Raw genomic sequence first — 18,576 nt, 5'->3', positions numbered from 1 at the left:
GGGAGGCGAATGCCACCCGAACCCGAGACCGCCGCCGAACACTTCGCCCGCACGGGGCGTGACGCGGTCACTTATGCCCGGCAGGTCGCCCGCACGGCCAAGGCAAGGTACGAACGCCGCCGGGGCGAGAACGCGGAACTGGCGAAGCAATTCGGCAAGGGACGGCTCGCGGGCGGCGAGACGGCGCCGACCCCCGCCGCCGTCCGGAACGCGGCGAAACGGTTCCGCACGGGCGCCGGTCTTCCGGTTCCCACGTTGCCCCCGGCGGCGGACTTGGTTCCCCTTCGGCCGGAACCGGCGGCCAGAAGGCCACGTGTGGGTGACGACGACGAGGACTTTTCGCAGTCGCGAATCATGAGCCGAGGCGATTGACCGGCCCCTGTGCGTTTGCTAAATCGCGTGGTGAAAGCCCTTTTCGGCACGCGATTCGCGGCGTGCTGTCCGGGTTTCCGCGTTCGGTTCCCGCCGTGAGCGTTAACGCAAGCAACTACTTGAAACCAACGAGCGACAAGAGGGAACCAGACGTGGCAGTGTCTCCGTCGTAGGTCCGTACCAAACGAACTTCACCAAGTACGGATAAACCACGAACGAAGGGGGTAGCTCCCATGGCTGGCGGATTTACCGGGACAGTTGAGCAGTTCACCGAGGCCGAGAAGCGCGTGACCGAGGTCCGCGTTTCGATGGACCAGAACCTGAGCAAGCTTCGCGACAACATCGAGGCCACCCGCGCGGGCTGGACCGGCGACGCGGCGCTCGCGTTCAACAACGTCATGACGCGCTTCGACGGTGCTGGCCGCAAGCTCAACCAGTCCCTCCAGAACATCGGTGACCTGCTCGAGCAGGCCGGTTCGAAGTACAACGCGACCGAGCAGCAGCAGCAGGAGCTCATCAAGTCGGTCAACCAGGGCTTCGGCGTCCTCGGCTGATTCGGCTACACCGCACCAAATCCAAGACTTTCTTACTTTCTGACTGGAGGAACTTATGGGCGAGATGAAGGTCGATTACGCGACAATCCACGCGGCGGCCGACGACTGCAAGAGCACCGGTGGCGAGCTGGAGTCCCTCTTCGGGCAGCTGAAGAGCGACCTGTCGCCGCTGGTCAACACCTGGGACGGTGACGCGAAGATCGCGTACATGGCCGCTCAGCAGGAGTGGGACAACAGCTTCGAGGAGCTCAAGCAGCTGCTCGCGCAGGTCGCCGGCGTGCTGCCGCAGCTGGCCGACGGCTACCAGGCCACGGAACAGGGCGTCACCGGCCTGTTCTGAGTCTTCCGGCTCCGAACGAGCAACGGCGGGCAGGCATCTTCGGATGCCGAGCCCGCCGTTTCGTTTGTGTGAAAGAAAAAGCCGCGACGGGTTCGTCGCGGCTTTTCCGTGTCCGGCGGAGCTCAGTGCGGTGCGCCGACCTCGAATTCCGGGGTGGTGTTCAGTACCCGGACGGTGACCTTCTTCTGCTGTCCCGAAAGATCGATCGAGCAATCGAACGTGGTCCCGTTCTCCACAAGTTGGCCGGAAGGACACGTCACGTTCTTCACGTCCGGCTCCCCGTAGTGCTCGTTGAGCACGCGGACGACGCCGTCCTGGACCGACTTCTCGTCGAGAGTGTCACCCGCGAACGCGCCGAGCAGCCAAGCCGAGACGCCGCCCGCGATCACGACGGCCGCCGCGATCCCGCCGATCAGCAAGGTCTTCTTGGAAACCTTGGACTTCTTCGGGGGCTCCGCGCCGAAAGCGCCGAGCCCGCCGTACTGCGACGACTGGGCGGGCTGGAAGCCTCCGCCGTACTGTCCCTGCGGGGGAGTGCCCGGAACCTGTTGCGGTGCCTGCCAATCCTGCTGCTGCGGCGCGGGCTGCTGCTGCGGTTGCTGCCACGCCGTGCCCGGCGCGGGTGCGGCGTTCTGTTGCCATGGCCCGGAAAACGAGCCGGTGACGCCGGGCTGCTGCTGCCATTGCCCGGTGTAGGAACCGGTGGTCGCGGCATTGGGGTCGTTCTGCTGCCACTGCCCGGGATGCGGCCCGGTCGCCTGGCCGTCCTGCTGCCAGCCCTGCTGCTGGTTCCCGGGGTTCGCCGGCGGCTGCCACCACTGCTGCGGCTGCTGTTCGGTCATGCCTCAGACGCCTTTCAACTCGTTGAACCGGCGGTTGAAATCGTCCTTGGCCGCCTTGTCCGGCAGCACGGTGATCTGCGAGGCGTCCGGCAGCCTCGGCAGGTCCTGCGTGCTCGCTTTGCCGGTGAAGCGGAAGTCGTAGCGCAGCTCGATCTTGTGCCCGCCACCCTCGATCTTGGCGTCCATCACGATCTGGTTCAGCGTCCCGTCCGAGTTGAGGGAGACGGTGGTCCGGACCGGGGCCTTCTTCATGTCGCCCGTGATCGCCCCGCTGATCGACGCCGGCAGGATCTCCACCCGTCGCTCGATGAACTTCCCGAACGGGATGTCGGCGGTCAGCTCGATCCGGTTCTCCGGAAGGCTTTTCGCGCCCTTCACGATCTTCTTGTCCGCGTTGTAGGCCACGGCGATCGCGTCGGCCATCTTGCAGGCGGTGATGATCCCGACCCAGGCACAGGGGATGGTCAGCCCGGTCTCCGACTTCGGCATCGAAACCCACGGCGTCGGGGCGAGGCTCTTGTAGACGGGGCCGAGGTACACGTATTCGACGGTCCCGTCGGCCGGGGTGTACCAGTCGATGCTGTCGTCCGGGTTCTTCTGCGAGCGTTGGCGGCTGACCCGGCCTTCCGGGGAACCGGTGCGGGCGGACGAGAGCGTGCTGCGGATGTACTTCTCGTCGAAGCGGAAGTAGGCGCCCGACTCGCTGGTGACGTCGCGCTGGTCGCCGATGGTGTCCTGCAGCTTGTTCATCGCCGTTTCGAACTTCGTGCCGACGTAGGTCGCCGCGTCGTCGCCCTTCGGCACGGCCGTGCCCGCGCGCCCCTGGCCGCAGGCGGTGGTGAGCACCAGCACGGCGCTCAGCACGCACAAGATGGTCGTTGGACGTTTCTTCATCGCCGTTCCCCTGAATCGAGTCCCCCCGCGCGCGGTGCGCGTCCGGATCGTCTCATCCTCTCCCGCGAAGGACGATGCCGTGGGCGGTTCCGCCACACCGGCGAGGTACAGTTGCGGGGCGCCCGCCGGGCGCCGGTCCTAGTATGGGACCCCGGACCGACCCCCGCTTCGCAGTAGGGTCGGGCGTGGGGGTATCTTCATATGTCGTTGTGCGCTGCGGCGCGTAAGCGCTAGGCCCGCACAGAACCCACACGCAATGTTGACGACGAGGTAGACCCTTGCCCACGTACAGCCCCAAGCCCGGCGACGTCACTCGTGCCTGGCACGTGATCGACGCCGAGGATGTCGTGCTCGGCCGGCTCGCGACCGAGGTCGCCACGCTGCTGCGCGGCAAGCACAAGCCGACCTACGCTCCGCACGTGGACACCGGTGACTTCGTCATCATCGTCAACGCCGAGAAGGTCGCGCTCACCGGTAACAAGCGAGAGCAGAAGTTCGCGTACCGGCACAGCGGTTACCCCGGTGGTCTGCGTAAGCGCTCCTTCGGTGAACTGCTCGACACCAAGCCCGAGCACCTGCTCGAGAAGGTCGTCAAGGGCATGCTCCCGAAGAACAAGCTCGGCCGCGCCCAGGCGAAGAAGCTGAAGGTCTACGCCGGCGCCGAGCACCCGCACGCCGCGCAGCAGCCGCAGGCGCGCGAGATCACCAAGATCGCGCAGGTCGCGCAGTGAGTGAGGAACAGTCTGTGACCAGCACCGAGGAGACCACGACCGAGGCCCCGGCCGAGGCCGTCGCGACCACGGAAACCCCTGCCGTCGGCGAAGCCGTCGCGACCAGCGAGACGCCCTCCGGTGCTCGTCCGTCGCGTGCCGCGGGTGGCAACGCCCAGACCGTCGGCCGCCGCAAGGAGGCCGTCGTCCGGGTGCGCGTCGTTCCCGGTACCGGTGAGTTCAAGCTCAACGGCCGCACGCTCGAAGAGTACTTCCCGAACAAGGTGCACCAGCAGCTCATCCGTGAGCCGCTGGTGACGGTCGACAAGCCCGACTCGTTCGACATCTTCGCCAACCTGCACGGTGGCGGGATCTCGGGCCAGGCCGGTGCGCTCCGTCTCGCGATCGCCCGTGCGCTCGCCGAGGCCGCCGCCGACGACCGCCCGGCCCTGAAGAAGGCCGGCTTCCTGACCCGTGACGCTCGCGCCACGGAGCGGAAGAAGTACGGCCTCAAGAAGGCCCGTAAGGCTCCGCAGTACAGCAAGCGCTGATCGCGCCTCTGGCGCAACCCGCGGAAGCGCCCATCCGTCTCTCGGATGGGCGCTTCCGTGTTTCCGGGGTCTCGGCGTGCCCGAGGACCCCGTTGTCACAGCAGTCCCACGTGCCCCACGCGTTCGCCTTTAGCGGGCTAAACGCGCTCCGCGCGTCGCGTTTAGCCCGCTAAAGGCGAAACCGGGGGTACTGGCTAGGTTGTCGTGGTGGTTTTTCAAGGAGGTCGACAGATGGCTCGTCTATTCGGTACCGACGGCGTACGTGGCCTCGCCAACGAAGAGCTGACCCCGGAGCTGGCGCTCTCGCTCGCCGCCAGCGCCGCCCGTGTCCTCGCGGCCCACGACCGTTCGCACCGTCCGGTCGCGGTCGTCGGCCGTGACCCGCGTGCCAGCGGCGAGATGCTCGAGGCCGCCGTCGTGGCGGGACTCACCTCCGCCGGTGCCGATGTGCTCCGCCTCGGCGTCCTCCCGACGCCCGCCGTCGCGTACCTGGTCGGCGCGCTCGAAGCGGATCTCGGCGTGATGATCTCCGCCTCCCACAACCCCATGCCCGACAACGGCATCAAGCTCTTCGCGGCAGGCGGGCACAAGCTCCCCGACGGGATCGAGGACGAGATCGAAGCCGGTCTCGCCGCTCCCGTCGCCCGCCCGACCGGCATCGGCGTCGGCCGCGTCAAGGACGTCGCGGACGCGGGTGACCGCTACATCGAGCACCTGCTTTCGGCCACTCCGCACCCGCTCGCGGGCCTGCGAGTCGTCGTCGACTGCGCCAACGGTGCGTCGTCCTTCGCCGCCCCCGAGGTCTACCGCAAGGCCGGCGCCGACGTCATCGCGATCCACGCCGACCCCGATGGCGTGAACATCAACGAGCACTGTGGGTCGAATCACCCGGACGCGTTGCGCGCGGCGGTCGTCGAGCACAGCGCGGACCTCGGGATCGCGCACGACGGTGACGCCGACCGCTGTGTCGCGGTCGACGCCGCGGGTGAACTCATCGACGGCGACCAGATCATGGCCGTCCTCGCGCTCGCGCTCGCCGAGACCGGCGAGCTGACCAAGAACACCCTGGTCGCGACCGTGATGAGCAACCTCGGTCTGCACCTGGCGATGCGTGCGCACGACATCAACCTCGTCACCACCGCCGTCGGTGACCGCTACGTCCTCGAGGAGCTCCGCGCGAGCGGGTTCGCGCTCGGCGGCGAGCAGTCCGGCCACGTCGTCCTTCCCGCTTACGCGACCACCGGCGACGGTCTCCTCACCGCGCTGCGGGTGATGAGCCGCATGGCGTCCACCGGCAAGTCGCTCGCCGAGCTCGCCGCCGTCATGAACCGCCTGCCGCAGGTGCTGGTGAACGTCCCGGTGGCGGACAAGGCGGCGGTCGCCGTCTCGGCCGCGGTCCGCGACGCCGTCGGCGCCGTCGAGGCCGAACTCGGCGAAGAGGGCCGTGTCCTGCTGCGCCCGTCGGGCACCGAACAGCTGGTCCGCGTCATGGTCGAGGCCCCCGCGCACGACACCGCACAGGCGGCCGCGGACCGGCTCGCGGGCGTCGTCTCGTCCGCCTCGTAAGCCCTCTCACGATCTTCCCAAGTCGCTGCGCCCGGGTTACCGGCCCGGTACATTCCGTGTGCGTATACCTAGGGGAGGGTGACGGTGACGGGCAACGGGCACAAGGTCGATCCGGCGCAGCTGAACGAGGCAGCCAAGGTCCTGCAGGACCTGCCCAAGCAGGCTTGCGAAGGGCCGATCGGGGCGGTCGAGCAGATCAACCTGAACGCCGGGAGTTTCGGGCCCGCGCACGGGGACTGCTTCACCGGCTATTCGGCGAGCATCCAGCGCTTGGCGAAGTGTGCGCGCGGTTACCTCGCGGCCTCGGACGAGTTCGGCCGCAAACTCGCGGCGTCCAAGGACCTTTACCAGTCCAATGAGGACTCCAACGCCGCCGAGATGAGGAAGCACTGATGCCTCTCGCGGACGTCGGCGGCGACACCGGTCACGACATTCCCAGCCGGGCCGAAGTCGAGAAGATCCTCAACGACCCGAACATCGATCGCGACACCAAACGCGAACTCGCCCTCAACTACATCGACTACATCGAGGACGAGACCCCGGAAAGCTGCGGATTCGCCAGCGAAGCCGAGCGGAACGGCTTCCGGGACTACATCAAGTCGATGAACGGTGACTGGATCACCGAAAGCGACATCGGTGACAACAACGCCTACCTCGAAGATGTCCAGACGGCGTACAAGACCGCGCAAGAGAAGTACGACGCGAGCCAGGCCGCGGGGCGGCAGGGCGATCGCGACGCACTGAACAAGGACGCGGCGAAGACGCAGGAGATCGCCGGTCGCGCCACCGAGACCGACCCGGGCTGCGCGAATTCGAACGACATCATGGTCCCCGGGCTGTCGGGGTTCAAGGTCTACGAGATCTTCCACCCGGCCTACCTCCGCGCGCTGAGCCTGGCGGGCGGCGGAGCGGCTGTCTCCCTCGGTGAACTCCAGCGGCTTTACCACGAACAGGACAACATCCCGTTCAACCTGTTCAAGGCGAGCGCCGACGAGTTGACCGCGGTCGGCGCGGCCGTCGCCGGGTCGGCGCAGGACGTCTCCGGGAAGCTGGGGAACTCGCTCGGCACTTGGGAAGGCGCCGCGGCCGAACAGGCGCGTGCCTACCAGAAGGCCTATTCGGACAAGACCGGTCTGGTCGCCGAGGCCTTCAAAGCCGCGGGCGACGGACTTCTGCGGACCAACGCCTCGGTGGGCAAGTTCTGCCGCGAAAAGGTCGAGTGGCTGCAGAAGTGGTACACCGACAACATCGACGGCGCGACGGCGCAGGACATCGAGCGGATCATCCGCATCGCGGACGGCTCGTGCAGCCAGAACGACATCATCCACTGCATCAAATTCCTGAGCATCGAAGCCAAGGACGCGTTCAACGACGACGGCGGCGACATCGACCAGAGCACCATCGACGAGGTACTCAAACCTCAGGCGGTGGCCTGGCTGAAGAACGTCTTCCTCGCTTGGTACGGCAAGCACATCGAGAACTTCCAGCTGGTGTGCAAGAACACGCGCGACGCGATCAACGGCGCGTGGAAGGCGTACTTCGATTCACTCGGCCAGGTGGTCGAGAACCCGTTCGCGGATTTGGGCAAGACCCCCGAAACGGGTGGCGAGAAGCCCGTCGAGAAGGGCGGTGGCGGCAAGGACACCGGCGGTGGCGGCGGTCCGTCGTCGGGTACTGGTGGTGGCCCGTCTTCCGGTGCGGGCGGGGCAGGCCGCATGACGCCGAGCAATCACGAGAACATCCAGCCGGAAAAGCCCGAAGTACCGGGCCAGGAGAAGAACCCGGTCACGGACAAGCCGCTCGACGTCGACCCGGCCACCGGCCGGCCGTATCCGATCGACCCCCGTACGGGTGAGGCGATCAAGAACGGCATCGAGGACACCCGGCCCGAGCCGGTGACGGTCGAGCAGGGCGACCGCAAGATCTCCATGGCCGAGCCCGGCGCCGACGGGAAGATGGGCATCTCGGTCCAGGACGGCACCGGCCAGGCAAAGGACTACGACCTCGACTTCGGTGACGGCAAGGCCGCGCCGGACGCCGAGAAGCCGGCCAACCCGGGGCAGGTCCATCAGCCCGGTCCCGACGGCAAGATCCACATCGAAGACGGCGGTCTCAAGATCACCGCGGAACGGCCGAACGGTCCCGACGGGCCGACGCTGGTGACCGTCGACGACGGGTCGGGGCAGCCGTCGAAGTACACCTTGGGTGAAGACGACCGGAGCCAGGACTCCGCGCCGCAGCCGGCCGGAAGGCACGCCGCGGAAGGTGCCGCCGCGGCCCGGCCGGTCGAGGAGGCCGCGCGTCAGCAGGCCGAACAAGGTGTCCGCCCGCACGACACCACGTCCGGCGGGACCGGCGGCGGAGCGCCCGCGGCGGTGCCAGGTCAGCAGGCCGAACCGGTGGCGGTGGCCGCCGACGGTGGTTCCGAATCGACGACGGCGCAGTCGTTGAGCGACCCGTTCGCCGGTGAGGACAACGGCCTCGGCGACACGTCGGATCCGGCCGGGAGCGGCGGCGGCGCGTCCGCTCCGTCGCCGCCGTCCGGACTCGGTTCCGCTCCTGGCGGGGGCGCCCAGGATCCGGCCGCGGCCGGTGCGGGGATGATGGGCGGCATGGGCATGATGGGCGGCGGCGCGGCCGGAGGCGGGCAAGGGGCCGGCGAAGACCAGCAGCGCACGTCCAGCGGATACCGGGTCGACGGCGGCCTGTTCGACACCGCGACGACGACGGGCAGCCGGATCAGCGGCTCGCTCGACGACGACGGCGTCATCGGTTTCCGCTAGCGGTCAGGGGAGGGATCAGTGAATCCTGAGGAGGATCTCGCCAGACTCCGGCACAAGCTGGCCGGGTTGGAGCGCGAAAACGGCGATCGGATGTACCTGGTCGACAACCGGGCGACCAAGGCGATCGAGGAGACCCGGGCCGCCGGCGACAAGCTCAAGCAGGAGACGAGCGCGGCGCTGACGGCACGGCTCGAGCAGAAGAAGCGAGCGGAGGCCGCGGGCGGCTGGGCGACCGAGTCGACTCTCAGCGAAAAGGTCGAAGACGACGGCGACTTCGGGTTCGAGGAGGACGAGGCCGAGAACGAGCGCCGCGCCGGGTACCGGACGGCCGACGAGCCGCCGATCGCGTACCGGCCTGCTCCTCCCGTGCCGCCTTCGCCTCCGCCGCCTCCGGTGCCTCCGGTCCCGGTCGCCGAAGAGCGTCCGGCCGGGCGGCATCGGCGGGCGGCCGCGCGCGGTGACGACGACGATTTCGCCGACACCGACTGGCTGGCGACCTGAACGGTCAGGTCCGCAGCGCCACGATGGCCCGCTCGACGCCGTGGAAGACGGCGTGCGTCTTGTATCGCACGTCTTCGGCGACATGGTCGGGAGTCAGGATCTCGGCAAGAGCGCGAAGCGCCACTTCGCCCTCGGTGACCGCGACTCGCGAGCCGGGACAGGTGTGCCGTCCGAGGCCGAACGCGAGTTCGGCGTCAGGGCCCAGAGGGATGGCCAGTTTGTCCCCGGCGGCGAAGTCCTTGCCCGCCAAGGAGAACGGCGCGATCACGCGGCGGGCGGCGAAGCGGGTCGGGGCGATTTCGTGGATCAGGCCGCGTACGTCGTCGAGGACGTCTGGGCGGCGTAGGAGTTCGAGGCCGGCGAGGGCGAGGAAGTTCATGGAGTTCTCGTACGCCGCGTGGGCGAGCATTACGGGCGTGATCATCAGCTCGTCTTCGGTGATCCGGCCCGCTTCGTGCGCTTCGCGGAGCAGCGCCAGCCCGCCGCCTTCGACGGCCGTCGCTTTGAGGAAGAACATCGCGACCCTGAGCGCGGCGGTGTCGGCCCCGGCCGGCCCGCCCGACCAGACGTCCAGGTTCGCGGCGGTCTCCGAAAGGTTCGTCAACAGCTTCTCGCCGAGTGGCTCGACCGTGCCGAGCATCGCCTCCGTCACCCTGGCCGCCACCGGCCTGGCGAAATCGGCCACCAGATCGAACCGCGGGAGCGACTTTAGCCCCCTAATCGCGATCCGGAGGTCGGCGAGCACGGCGTCCGGCAGGGGCTCCACCAGGGCGATGACCTCCTTGACGACGGCGCGCAGCCGCCGGTGGTCCGCGCCGTCCATCAGCAGGAGGTTCGGGGTCTCGGCGGCGGCGCCACCCGGGTTCGAGCTGAGCTCGCGGTCGCGCAGCGCCTTGACGCGATCCGCCGGATCGTCCAGCACGAAGAAGTCGTCCACGCTCGTATGATGCCCATGCCGCGGCCGGAGGATGTGCCAGTGCCCTCGAATCCGTCATCAGAAGTGCCCGACGAAGTGTTGCGGACCCCGCTCGTGCACCGTCTGCTCGAGCGCGCCGAGGTCGAGCGTCCGGCGTACACGCACCTCGATTGCTCGAACCGGCACGAACCCGTCGAGGACACGCTGACCTGGGCCGAACTCCTCGTCCACGTCCGCGCTGTCGCGGCGAAGCTGCGTGAGCTGATCCAGCCGGGAGACCGCGTCGCGATCACGGCGCGGCAGGACCTCTCTTACGTCGTCGCGTTCTTCGGCGCGCTGTACGCCGGCGCCGTGGCGGTGCCGCTGTCCGCTCCGGACGTCCGCGCTCACCGCGAGCGGCTCGTCGGGGTCCTCAACGACTGCGACGCCGACATCTGGCTCACGTCGGAAGCACTGGTCGAACGCCTGACGGAGTTCGCCGAGGCCGAGCCGGTTCCGGCGCCACGCGAGATCGTCGCCGTCGACACCTTGCCGCTGGATCCGGCGGATCGATCCCTGCCGTCGCCGGTCACCCCCGAAGACCCCGCCTACCTGCAGTACACGTCCGGCACGACGCGATCACCCGCCGGCGTGATCATCACGCATCGGGCCTTGTCGGCCGCTTGCTGGCAGATCTGCGACGCCTACGACGTCGACGAGCGCACCACGTGCGTCGGCTGGATCCCCTTCTTCCACGACATGGGGCTGGCGCAACTGCTCGCGGGGACGATGCACTCCGGCGGCCGGACGGTGTTCATCGCGCCGCTGGAGTTCATCCGGCGCCCGGAGCGCTGGCTGCTGCTGATGTCGGCGTACCCGAACACGCTCACGGCGGCCCCGAACTTCGCGTACGACCTGGTGACCGAGGCCGTGCCCGAGGCGAAGCGCGCCGAGTACGACCTCTCGACCGTGTCGATCGCGCTCAGCGGCAGTGAACCGGTCCGCGCGGCGACCGTCCGGGATTTCCTCGCGGCGTACGAGCCCCACGGCTTCCCGCGGGGCGCGTTTAGGCCGTCCTACGGGTTGGCGGAGGCGACGGTCTACGTCGCCAGCGGCGATTCCAGCGGGCCGGTGGTGACCGAAGTGGACGGCCGCGAGATCGTCGAGATCGGCTGGCCACGGGGCCAGCGGGTCCGCGTCGTCGCCCCGTCGGATCGCGTTTTGCCCGCTAAAGTCGACCTGGGCGGGACGGGGGAGATCTGGGTCAAGGGGCCCAACGTGGCGGCCGGGTACTGGCGGCGTCCGGAGCTGACCGCCGAGGTGTTCGACGCCGAACTCGACGGGGAAGGCGGCTGGCTCCGCACCGGCGACCTCGGCACGATCCGCAACGGCAGGCTCTCCGTGACCGGCCGCCTGAAGGATCTGATCATCATCGACGGCCGCAACCACAGCCCGCACGACATCGAAGAGACCGTCGCCGCCGCCCACCCCGTACTCGGGCCGGAGCGGGTCGCCGCGTTCTCGGTCGACGGCGACGAAGGCGAGGGCGTCGTCGTGGTCGCCGAGCGCGCGCGGAAGGCCCTCGACTTCGACGAATCCGAGATCGCACGGGCCGCCACCCGCGCCGTCGCCGAGCGCCACGACGTGCGTCTCCGGGCCTTCTTACTGGTGAAACCCGGTGGCCTGCCGCGGACCTCCAGCGGCAAGGTCGCGCGTTCCGCGGCCAGAACGCGGTACTGGACGCCGGATGGGACAGAATCCCCCCATGGCAGCTGACGCGAGCGAGTACGTCGACGAGATCAAGGCCCTCGTCTGCGAGACCTTCGACGTCGATCCGGACACCATCGACGAGAACACGCCCTTCGCCGAGATGGGCGTCGACTCGCGGCGCCGCGTCCGGCTCCTCGCGACGGTCGAGGTGGAGTTCGGCATCGACATCGACCTCGACGAGCTGGATCGCCTTGTCGACATCCGGGGCGCGGCGACCGTTCTCGCCGAGGCCATCGAAGCGGGCGCGAAACCGCGAAAACGCGGCCTACCAGGCTTCTTGCGCCGAAATCGTTTGAGTTAGCAAAGGTGTGAATGTTCCTGCGGTCTCGATGACCGGTGGGTACATTCTGTGTGCATATGCGACGGCACCTGAGGCCACCGGCGTGCGTCGTAGGTAGGACAACGAGGCGGATACAGCGGGACGAAGGGGGCACCGGTCATGCCGGACGGGGGCTACAAAGCCGATTCAGAGGCGATGCTCACGGCGTCGACGTCGTTGGAGCGCGCAGCTGAGAACACGACGTCCGAGGCAGGGAAGGTGGGGCCGACCCAGGTTCAGCCTGCGGACTTCGGCCGGGTGCACAAGGACTACCAAAAGGGCTACGCCACCGGGATCCTCGCCATTTCCGATGCGATGAAGGGCTACGCGGGCCAGCTCACCCAGCTCGCCGGAGGGGTCAGTACCGCGTCGACCCGCTACACCTCATCCGACCAGGCGAACGCCGCGGCTGCCAACAAGGCGGGGACGCAATGAGCAAGTACACGTGGGAGCAGAAGAAAGCCCTCCTCGACGACCCTTACATCACACAGGGCACGAAGGACAAGCTGATCTTCGGTGGCGACGCGGCCTATGAGAAGGCGATCGCCGAGCGTGATTCGAACGCGGCCGCGGACAAGAAGCAGAAGACCGCCGTGGAAAAGGCGGACAAGGATCTCGACGCCATGTCCAGGCCGGCCGCCGGCGGTTCGACGACCAAGTCCGACCAGGTGCTCGACCTCGGTAATCCGGCGCTGGATTTCTTTTCCGACTGGACCGAGCAGGTCTGGAACAAGATGCCGGACCGGCCGTACGAGATCAATTACAAGACCGACGTCTGGGACCGGTTCCACGAGAACCGTGAGATCAATTTCCAGAAGATGTTCGACGAGGTCGAGGATCTCGGCGACGCCAAAAAGGCCGTCGAGCAGACCAGGACGGACGCGACTTCGGCGCTGACCACGCTCTTCCACGATTGGAAGGGGCAGGGCGCGACGGCCGCGAAGGTCAAATACGAGCAGCGGATCCAGCCCGACGCGAAAGAACTCATCGCGCAGATGGACGGTGCCATCAAACTGGTGCCTTCGACCATCGACAAGATCTACAGCGCGCTCAAGCTGAAGGTCGACGAAACGCTGAAGCTGCGTGTCGACAAAGTCGCCACGGCGCCGCTGTTCACGGCGAAGCAGGTCGTCGAGATCGCGAACGGCAAGGTCGATTCCAAAGAAAAGCTCATGGACGTCGCGTATTGGCTCGACTCCGCGTGTCCTGGCAACAACCTCGCCGAACGGCTGCGCGACGACGACTGCAAGCTGAACGACGAAAACAAGGACTATGCGATCGGGGCCGCGAAGCAGTGGCTGAAGGGTTCGTTCGCCACCGAATTCGGTGAGCGATTCGAGAACTTCAAGAAGCTCTGCAAGAACGCGACGGAAACGATCAACACGCAGTATCACGAGCTTTCGCGGTTCATGGAGGACTACACGAACCCGTTCCCCGCGCCTGGGGCCGAGAAGCCGCCCGCCGACGACGGCAAGGGCAACGACAACGGCGGCAATGGTGGCGGAAACGGCGGAGGCAACGGCGGCGGAAGTGGAAGCGGGAGCGGGAGCGGTGGTGGAAGCGGTAGCGGGGGCGGTGCCAGCACGCCGCCCGCCGCGACGGTCCCCGAGACGCCGAAGCCGGAGGACAAGCCCGCGGAGGGCACGAACCCGGTGACCGGCAAGCCGCTCGAGCTGGACCCCGAGACCGGCAAGCCGTACCCGATCGACCCGGCGACGGGTGAGGCGATCAAGGACGGCATCGACGGTCAGGACACCATGACCGTCCAAAAGGGCGACAACAAGATCGAGATGACCGAGCCGGATAAAGACGGCAAAATGGACATCAAGGTCGACGACGGCAAGGGCAACGAGAAGGACTACAAGCTCGACTTCGACGACCCGAAGGGCGAAGAGGGCAAGGACGCCAAGCCCGGCGAAGAGGGCAAGGACGGCGAATTCGGACCGAAGGGCGCGGTCAAGGAAGGCGAGCCCGGCGCCGACGGCGTCTACCGGCCCGGCCCGGACGGCAAGATCCACATTCAGGACGGCAACCTCAAGATCACCGCCGAACAGCCTGACGGCCCGAATGGTCCGACCGTGGTGACCGTCGACGACGGCAAGGGCGAGCCGACCACCTACACCCTCGACGAAAAGGGTGAGAAGAAGGAACTCAAGCCCGGCGACGTCGTCGAGACCGACGACCTCAAGAACGGTCTCGACGACCGGAATCCCGGCAATCCGCAGCCCGGCAAGGTCGAAGACGTCCAGGCGATGCCCGCCCCGGCCGACGGCATCGCGCCTCCCGGTGGTGGCTTCAGCGCTCCGGGCGGCGTCGAGGTCGGCGCCGGTGTCGGTGCGGAAGGGACCGCCGCGGGGTCCGCGGAGACCGGTGGTGCCGCTTCGGGTGCTGGTGGCGACGGCACCGTGCCTGCCGCTAGTGGCGGCGGAGGCGGCGGCAGCTCCGAAGGCGCGCTCGGCGGCGCCCTCGACGGCGGAGCGGCGGCTTCGCTGAACGAAGCCGGTTCGCTCGAAGCGGGCATTCAGACCGGGGGCGGCGCGCAGCCTGCCGGGGCCGACGCCGGTCTCGGCGTGGCTCCCGGCGGGATGGAGCCGGCGCCCGCGGCCGCCGGTGCGGGTGCCGGAAGCTCGCCCGCCGGAATGGGCGGCATGATGGGTGGAATGGGTGCCATGGGCGGCGCGGCCGGTGGTGGCGGGGGTGACACGCAACGCGGGTCGAGCCAGTACCGCGTCGAGGGTGGCATCTTCGAGACCAGTGGCGCGGGCGGCCGGATCAGCGGCTCGCTCGACGACGATGGTGGCGACCGTTCGATCAGTTACGAGCGATGATCGGTAGCCGGGGAACGAGGGAGGACCGATGAGCGCTGTTGACCGGCTGGCGGCCGCCATGTCCAGGCAGGACGCCGCCATCACGGAGCAGTTGGAGCAGCGCGGGCTGCGGGAGAGGCATCTCGCCGATGCCAAGGCCCAGGCGGCGGAGACCATGCAGAAGGATGCCGCCATCCATGACAAGTACGCCGCCCACATGCAGGAGCTCGGGAAGCGGAGCAAGGAGGCGGGTGGCTGGCTGACCGGCAAGACGACCGCCGACCGCAGCCACACGATCGGCTTCGACATCGAGGACGACGACAAGCCGGACGCCCGGTTCGCCGAGTTCGGCGCGCGGCCCGACGCTCCGCGTCCGGCGCCGCTGCCTCCGCCGCCTCCTCCGGTCGCGCCAGGGGTTCCCGGCGTGCCTGGGATCCCGGCGACGGTGGACGTCCCGCCCGCGGCGCCGACGCCGGCGCCCTCACCGAGTGCCGCGCCGCCGGAAGCACCTGAGACGCCCGCGCGTCGTCGAGGCCGGCACGCGCGCGACGACAAGGGATTCGACGACGACGACTTCTCGAACAACTCGTGGATGGTCGACTGATCGGCTTCGCCGCACTTCAGGGCCCGGCTCGCCAGAGCCGGGCCCTTTCTTTTGCCCACCTCGCCCCGCGGCTCCGCGTCGCCTTTAGCGGGCTAAACGCGATCCGGCGCCGCAGTGCCCTCGCTCGGGGGACGCGTCGCCTTTAGCGGGCTAAACGCGACGCGTAGGCAGGCTAAGTAACCGGGAGCGCGTCCAGGGCCAGATCGCGTTTAGGGGGCTAAACGCGCTCCGGAGCGGGTCAGGCGGCGGGTTCGTCCTGGGCTTCGATCGGGGCGCGTTTGACGTCGGCGTCCAGCAGGGGCTGGTACTTCGTCGTCCCCGTCAGGTGAGTCAGGAAGAACGCGGTGAACAGCGCCTTGGTCAGCTGCTGGGTCCCGCGATGCGGCTTCCCGTGCAGCAGCAGCTGGCTCCAGTGCCTGCCCTCGGTGACACCGAGGTGTGACGACTTCCCGAGCGTCCGCAGCTGCACCGGTCCGCCCCACGCGTCCGCGATGGCCTCGGCGTGCCCGACCGGCGGCGCGACCAGGTCCTTGCCCGCCGCGAGATGCAGGCCGGGCGCGGTCACCGACCGGGCCGACACGGTCGCGGGCGGCAGTGTCTGCGCGGGGGTGATGGTCGCGACGGCGCGGATCTCGGGTCGCTCGTCGTTCCCGGCGGCCTGCGCGGCGGCCAGCACCGCGGAACCGCCGCCCGTCGAGTGCCCCGCCAAGCCGAGCTTCGCCGGGTCGACGCTGATGCCGTCCGGTCCGAGGCGGACCGTCGTGATCAAGTCGAGCGTGGTGAGGAGGTCGCCGGCCAGCAGCCGGTGCGAAGGCAGCGGCCCGCGCTGGGTGGCCGGGGCCGCCGCGACGATGCCCCAGCTCGCGAGGTGCCGGAGCAGGTGCCGGTAGCTCCCGGTCGGCTGCAACCAGCCGTGCCCGAACGCGATCGCGGGCAGACCGAGCCCGGAACGGGGCGTGAACACGACACCGGGGAGCCCGACCAGGGCGAGGTTGCCGCGCAGAACCTCGTGCGGACCTGGGTGGGACAGCTCCGCGAGCAGCTGCTTGGGCTTGCTGGCCATGCTCGTGACCTTACTGCCCGCACCCCCGTCCGGCCCGCGCGCCGCCCCGCGCATCGCGTTTAGCCCGCTAAAGGCGATGCGTGGGCGCCCGGGCGAAGGGGCCGAATTTCCGTCGTTAGGCTGGTGGCCGTGTGTGGAATCGTGGGATACGTCGGACACCGCCCGGCTCTGGACGTCGTCATCGGCGGGCTTCGCCGGATGGAGTACCGCGGCTATGACTCGGCAGGCGTCGCCGTCCTCGACGGCGCGGGAGCGCTGAACGTCGAGCGCAAGGCGGGACGCCTGGCCAACCTGGAGACCCAGCTCGACACGGTCGGCAGGGACACCTTCACCGGCACCGCCGGGATGGGTCACACCCGCTGGGCCACGCACGGCGCCCCGGTCGACCGCAACTCGCACCCGCACCGCGACGCCTCCCAGCGCGTCGCCGTCGTGCACAACGGCATCATCGAGAACTTCGCCGCCCTGCGCGCCGAGCTCGAGGCCGACGGCGTCGAGATGGCGAGCGACACCGATTCCGAGACAGCCGCGCACCTGATCGCCCGCGCCTACACCGAGGGCGACACGAAGGGCGACTTCCCGGCCAGCGTCGCCGCGGTCTGCCGTCGTCTCGAGGGCGCGTTCACCCTGGTCGTGACCATCGCCGACCAGCCGGACACCGTCGTCGCCGCCCGCCGTTCGTCGCCGCTGGTCGTCGGCGTCGGCGAGGGGGAGCACTTCGTCGCTTCCGACGTCGCCGCGTTCATCGAGCACACCCGCGAGGCGGTCGAGCTCGGCCAGGACCAGCTCGTCGTGATCACCCGCGAGGGTTACGAGGTCACCGACTTCCACGGTGACGCAGCCCAGGCCAAGCCGTTCACCGTCGACTGGGACCTGTCGGCCGCGGAAAAGGGCGGCCACGAGTACTTCATGCTCAAGGAGATCGAGGAGCAGCCGGAAGCGCTGGCGAACACGCTGCGCGGTCACTTCGACGGCGGCCGGATCATCCTCGACGAGCAGCGCATCTCCGACCAGGACCTGCGTGACGTCGACAAGGTCTTCGTCGTCGCCTGCGGTTCCGCGTATCACTCGGGCCTCGTCGCCAAGTACGCCATCGAGCACTGGTGCCGCCTCCCGGTCGAGGTCGAACTGGCCAGCGAGTTCCGCTACCGCGACCCGGTGCTGGACCGCGCGACGCTGGTCGTCGCCGTCTCCCAGTCGGGCGAGACCGCGGACACCCTCGAAGCCGTCCGCCACGCGCGCGAGCAGAAAGCCCGCGTCCTGGCCGTCTGCAACACCAACGGCGCGCAGATCCCGCGTGAGTCCGACGCCGTCCTCTACACGCACGCCGGTCCGGAGATCGGCGTCGCCTCGACCAAGGCGTTCCTGGCGCAGATCGCGGCCAACTACCTGGTCGGCCTGGCGCTCGCGCAGGCCCGCGGCACCAAGTACCCGGACGAGGTCGCCCGCGAGTTCGCCGAACTCGAGGCCATGCCCGCCGCGGTGCAGAAGGTCCTGTCCACTGTGGACCAGGTCCGTGACCTCGGCCGCCGGATCGCCGACTCGAAGGCCGTGCTGTTCCTCGGCCGTCACGTCGGTTTCCCGGTCGCCCTCGAAGGCGCGCTGAAGCTCAAGGAACTGGCGTACATGCACGCCGAGGGTTTCGCCGCTGGCGAGCTCAAGCACGGCCCGATCGCGCTGATCGAAGAAGGCCTGCCCGTCGTCGTGGTGATGCCGTCGCCGAAGGGACGCGCGGTGCTGCACTCGAAGCTGGTGTCGAACATCAGCGAGATCCAGGCGCGCGGCGCCCGCACGATCGTGATCGCGGAGGAGGGCGACGAGACCGTCCGCCCGTTCGCCGACGAACTGATCGAGATCCCGGCCGTCCCGACCTTGCTGCAGCCGCTGGTTTCCACGGTGCCACTGCAGGTGCTGGCCGCCGAGATCGCCCGCACGCGCGGGTACGACGTGGACAAGCCGCGTAACCTGGCGAAGTCGGTCACCGTCGAATAGAGACCGGAGGCGT

At 68.6% G+C, this 18,576-nt stretch carries 19 protein-coding genes; 15 read left to right on the top strand and 4 right to left on the bottom strand.

Going from position 1 to position 18,576, the window contains the following annotated elements; genetic code table 11:
- Positions 1-9 precede the first annotated feature (9 nt).
- From DMH03_RS00320 to DMH03_RS00310, 3 genes are all read left to right on the top strand, one after another.
- A complete protein-coding gene (locus DMH03_RS00320; protein ID WP_125790060.1) occupies positions 10-372 on the top strand; it encodes a hypothetical protein in 363 nt (120 codons plus the stop codon).
- A gap of 233 nt (positions 373-605) precedes the next feature.
- A complete protein-coding gene (locus DMH03_RS00315) occupies positions 606-926 on the top strand; it encodes a WXG100 family type VII secretion target (protein WP_125790059.1) in 321 nt (106 codons plus the stop codon).
- Positions 927-981: 55 nt separating this feature from the next.
- A complete protein-coding gene (locus DMH03_RS00310) occupies positions 982-1,266 on the top strand; it encodes a WXG100 family type VII secretion target (protein WP_125790058.1) in 285 nt (94 codons plus the stop codon).
- 122 nt (positions 1,267-1,388) lie between these two features.
- Here the strand turns inward: DMH03_RS00310 and DMH03_RS00305 are convergent, their stop codons facing one another.
- Positions 1,389-2,108: a DUF4333 domain-containing protein gene (locus DMH03_RS00305; RefSeq protein ID WP_125790057.1), complete on the bottom strand. Its 720-nt coding sequence runs from the start codon at positions 2,106-2,108 to the stop codon at positions 1,389-1,391.
- Positions 2,109-2,111: 3 nt separating this feature from the next.
- Positions 2,112-3,002, bottom strand: coding sequence for a hypothetical protein (locus DMH03_RS00300; RefSeq protein WP_125790056.1), 891 nt, complete (start codon positions 3,000-3,002; stop codon positions 2,112-2,114).
- Between the two features lie 278 nt (positions 3,003-3,280).
- Here DMH03_RS00300 and rplM point away from each other — a divergent pair, with 278 nt between their 5' ends.
- The 6 genes from rplM (at position 3,281) to DMH03_RS00270 (ending at position 9,113) form a co-directional block, all read left to right on the top strand.
- Positions 3,281-3,733, top strand: a complete 453-nt coding sequence (gene rplM, locus DMH03_RS00295) for a 50S ribosomal protein L13 (protein ID WP_005166833.1) — start codon at positions 3,281-3,283, stop codon at positions 3,731-3,733.
- Between the two features lie 14 nt (positions 3,734-3,747).
- On the top strand, positions 3,748-4,263 hold the full coding sequence (rpsI, locus tag DMH03_RS00290) for a 30S ribosomal protein S9 (RefSeq protein WP_199748617.1): 516 nt from the start codon (positions 3,748-3,750) through the stop codon (positions 4,261-4,263).
- Positions 4,264-4,494: 231 nt separating this feature from the next.
- The gene (gene glmM, locus DMH03_RS00285; RefSeq protein WP_125790054.1) at positions 4,495-5,829 is read left to right on the top strand and encodes a phosphoglucosamine mutase; all 1,335 of its coding nucleotides are present in this window, start codon (positions 4,495-4,497) and stop codon (positions 5,827-5,829) included.
- A gap of 84 nt (positions 5,830-5,913) precedes the next feature.
- Positions 5,914-6,222, top strand: coding sequence for a type VII secretion target (locus tag DMH03_RS00280; protein WP_125791464.1), 309 nt, complete (start codon positions 5,914-5,916; stop codon positions 6,220-6,222).
- Positions 6,222-8,612, top strand: a complete 2,391-nt coding sequence (locus tag DMH03_RS00275) for a hypothetical protein (RefSeq protein ID WP_125790053.1) — start codon at positions 6,222-6,224, stop codon at positions 8,610-8,612. Before DMH03_RS00280 ends, DMH03_RS00275 begins: the two co-directional genes overlap by 1 nt.
- Before the next feature lie 18 nt (positions 8,613-8,630).
- Complete coding sequence (locus tag DMH03_RS00270) at positions 8,631-9,113, top strand: hypothetical protein (protein WP_125790052.1); 483 nt, start codon at positions 8,631-8,633, stop codon at positions 9,111-9,113.
- Positions 9,114-9,117: 4 nt separating this feature from the next.
- Here the strand turns inward: DMH03_RS00270 and DMH03_RS00265 are convergent, their stop codons facing one another.
- A complete protein-coding gene (locus DMH03_RS00265) occupies positions 9,118-10,050 on the bottom strand; it encodes a cytochrome P450 (RefSeq protein ID WP_125790051.1) in 933 nt (310 codons plus the stop codon).
- Positions 10,051-10,065: 15 nt separating this feature from the next.
- Here DMH03_RS00265 and DMH03_RS00260 point away from each other — a divergent pair, with 15 nt between their 5' ends.
- From DMH03_RS00260 to DMH03_RS00240, 5 genes are all read left to right on the top strand, one after another.
- A complete protein-coding gene (locus tag DMH03_RS00260) occupies positions 10,066-11,784 on the top strand; it encodes a fatty acyl-AMP ligase (protein ID WP_125790050.1) in 1,719 nt (572 codons plus the stop codon).
- On the top strand, positions 11,774-12,079 hold the full coding sequence (locus tag DMH03_RS00255) for an acyl carrier protein (RefSeq protein WP_233611199.1): 306 nt from the start codon (positions 11,774-11,776) through the stop codon (positions 12,077-12,079). Before DMH03_RS00260 ends, DMH03_RS00255 begins: the two co-directional genes overlap by 11 nt.
- Before the next feature lie 138 nt (positions 12,080-12,217).
- The gene (locus DMH03_RS00250) at positions 12,218-12,532 is read left to right on the top strand and encodes a hypothetical protein (protein WP_007031081.1); all 315 of its coding nucleotides are present in this window, start codon (positions 12,218-12,220) and stop codon (positions 12,530-12,532) included.
- Positions 12,529-14,925 (top strand): hypothetical protein, encoded by a 2,397-nt coding sequence (locus DMH03_RS00245; protein ID WP_125790048.1) that lies wholly within the window; start codon positions 12,529-12,531, stop codon positions 14,923-14,925. Before DMH03_RS00250 ends, DMH03_RS00245 begins: the two co-directional genes overlap by 4 nt.
- A 28-nt stretch (positions 14,926-14,953) precedes the next feature.
- Complete coding sequence (locus DMH03_RS00240) at positions 14,954-15,508, top strand: hypothetical protein (protein WP_125790047.1); 555 nt, start codon at positions 14,954-14,956, stop codon at positions 15,506-15,508.
- A gap of 238 nt (positions 15,509-15,746) precedes the next feature.
- Here the strand turns inward: DMH03_RS00240 and DMH03_RS00235 are convergent, their stop codons facing one another.
- Positions 15,747-16,571 carry a dienelactone hydrolase family protein gene (locus DMH03_RS00235; protein ID WP_125790046.1) on the bottom strand — a complete coding sequence of 275 codons (825 nt, stop codon included), beginning with the start codon at positions 16,569-16,571 and terminating at the stop codon, positions 15,747-15,749.
- A gap of 129 nt (positions 16,572-16,700) precedes the next feature.
- Here DMH03_RS00235 and glmS point away from each other — a divergent pair, with 129 nt between their 5' ends.
- A complete protein-coding gene (glmS, locus tag DMH03_RS00230; RefSeq protein WP_125790045.1) occupies positions 16,701-18,563 on the top strand; it encodes a glutamine--fructose-6-phosphate transaminase (isomerizing) in 1,863 nt (620 codons plus the stop codon).
- The last annotated feature ends 13 nt before the right edge of the window (positions 18,564-18,576 follow it).

The organism is Amycolatopsis sp. WAC 01376 (genome assembly GCF_003947415.1).
Lineage (GTDB): Bacteria > Actinomycetota > Actinomycetes > Mycobacteriales > Pseudonocardiaceae > Amycolatopsis.
This window is presented reverse-complemented; position numbering and strand designations above follow the sequence as displayed.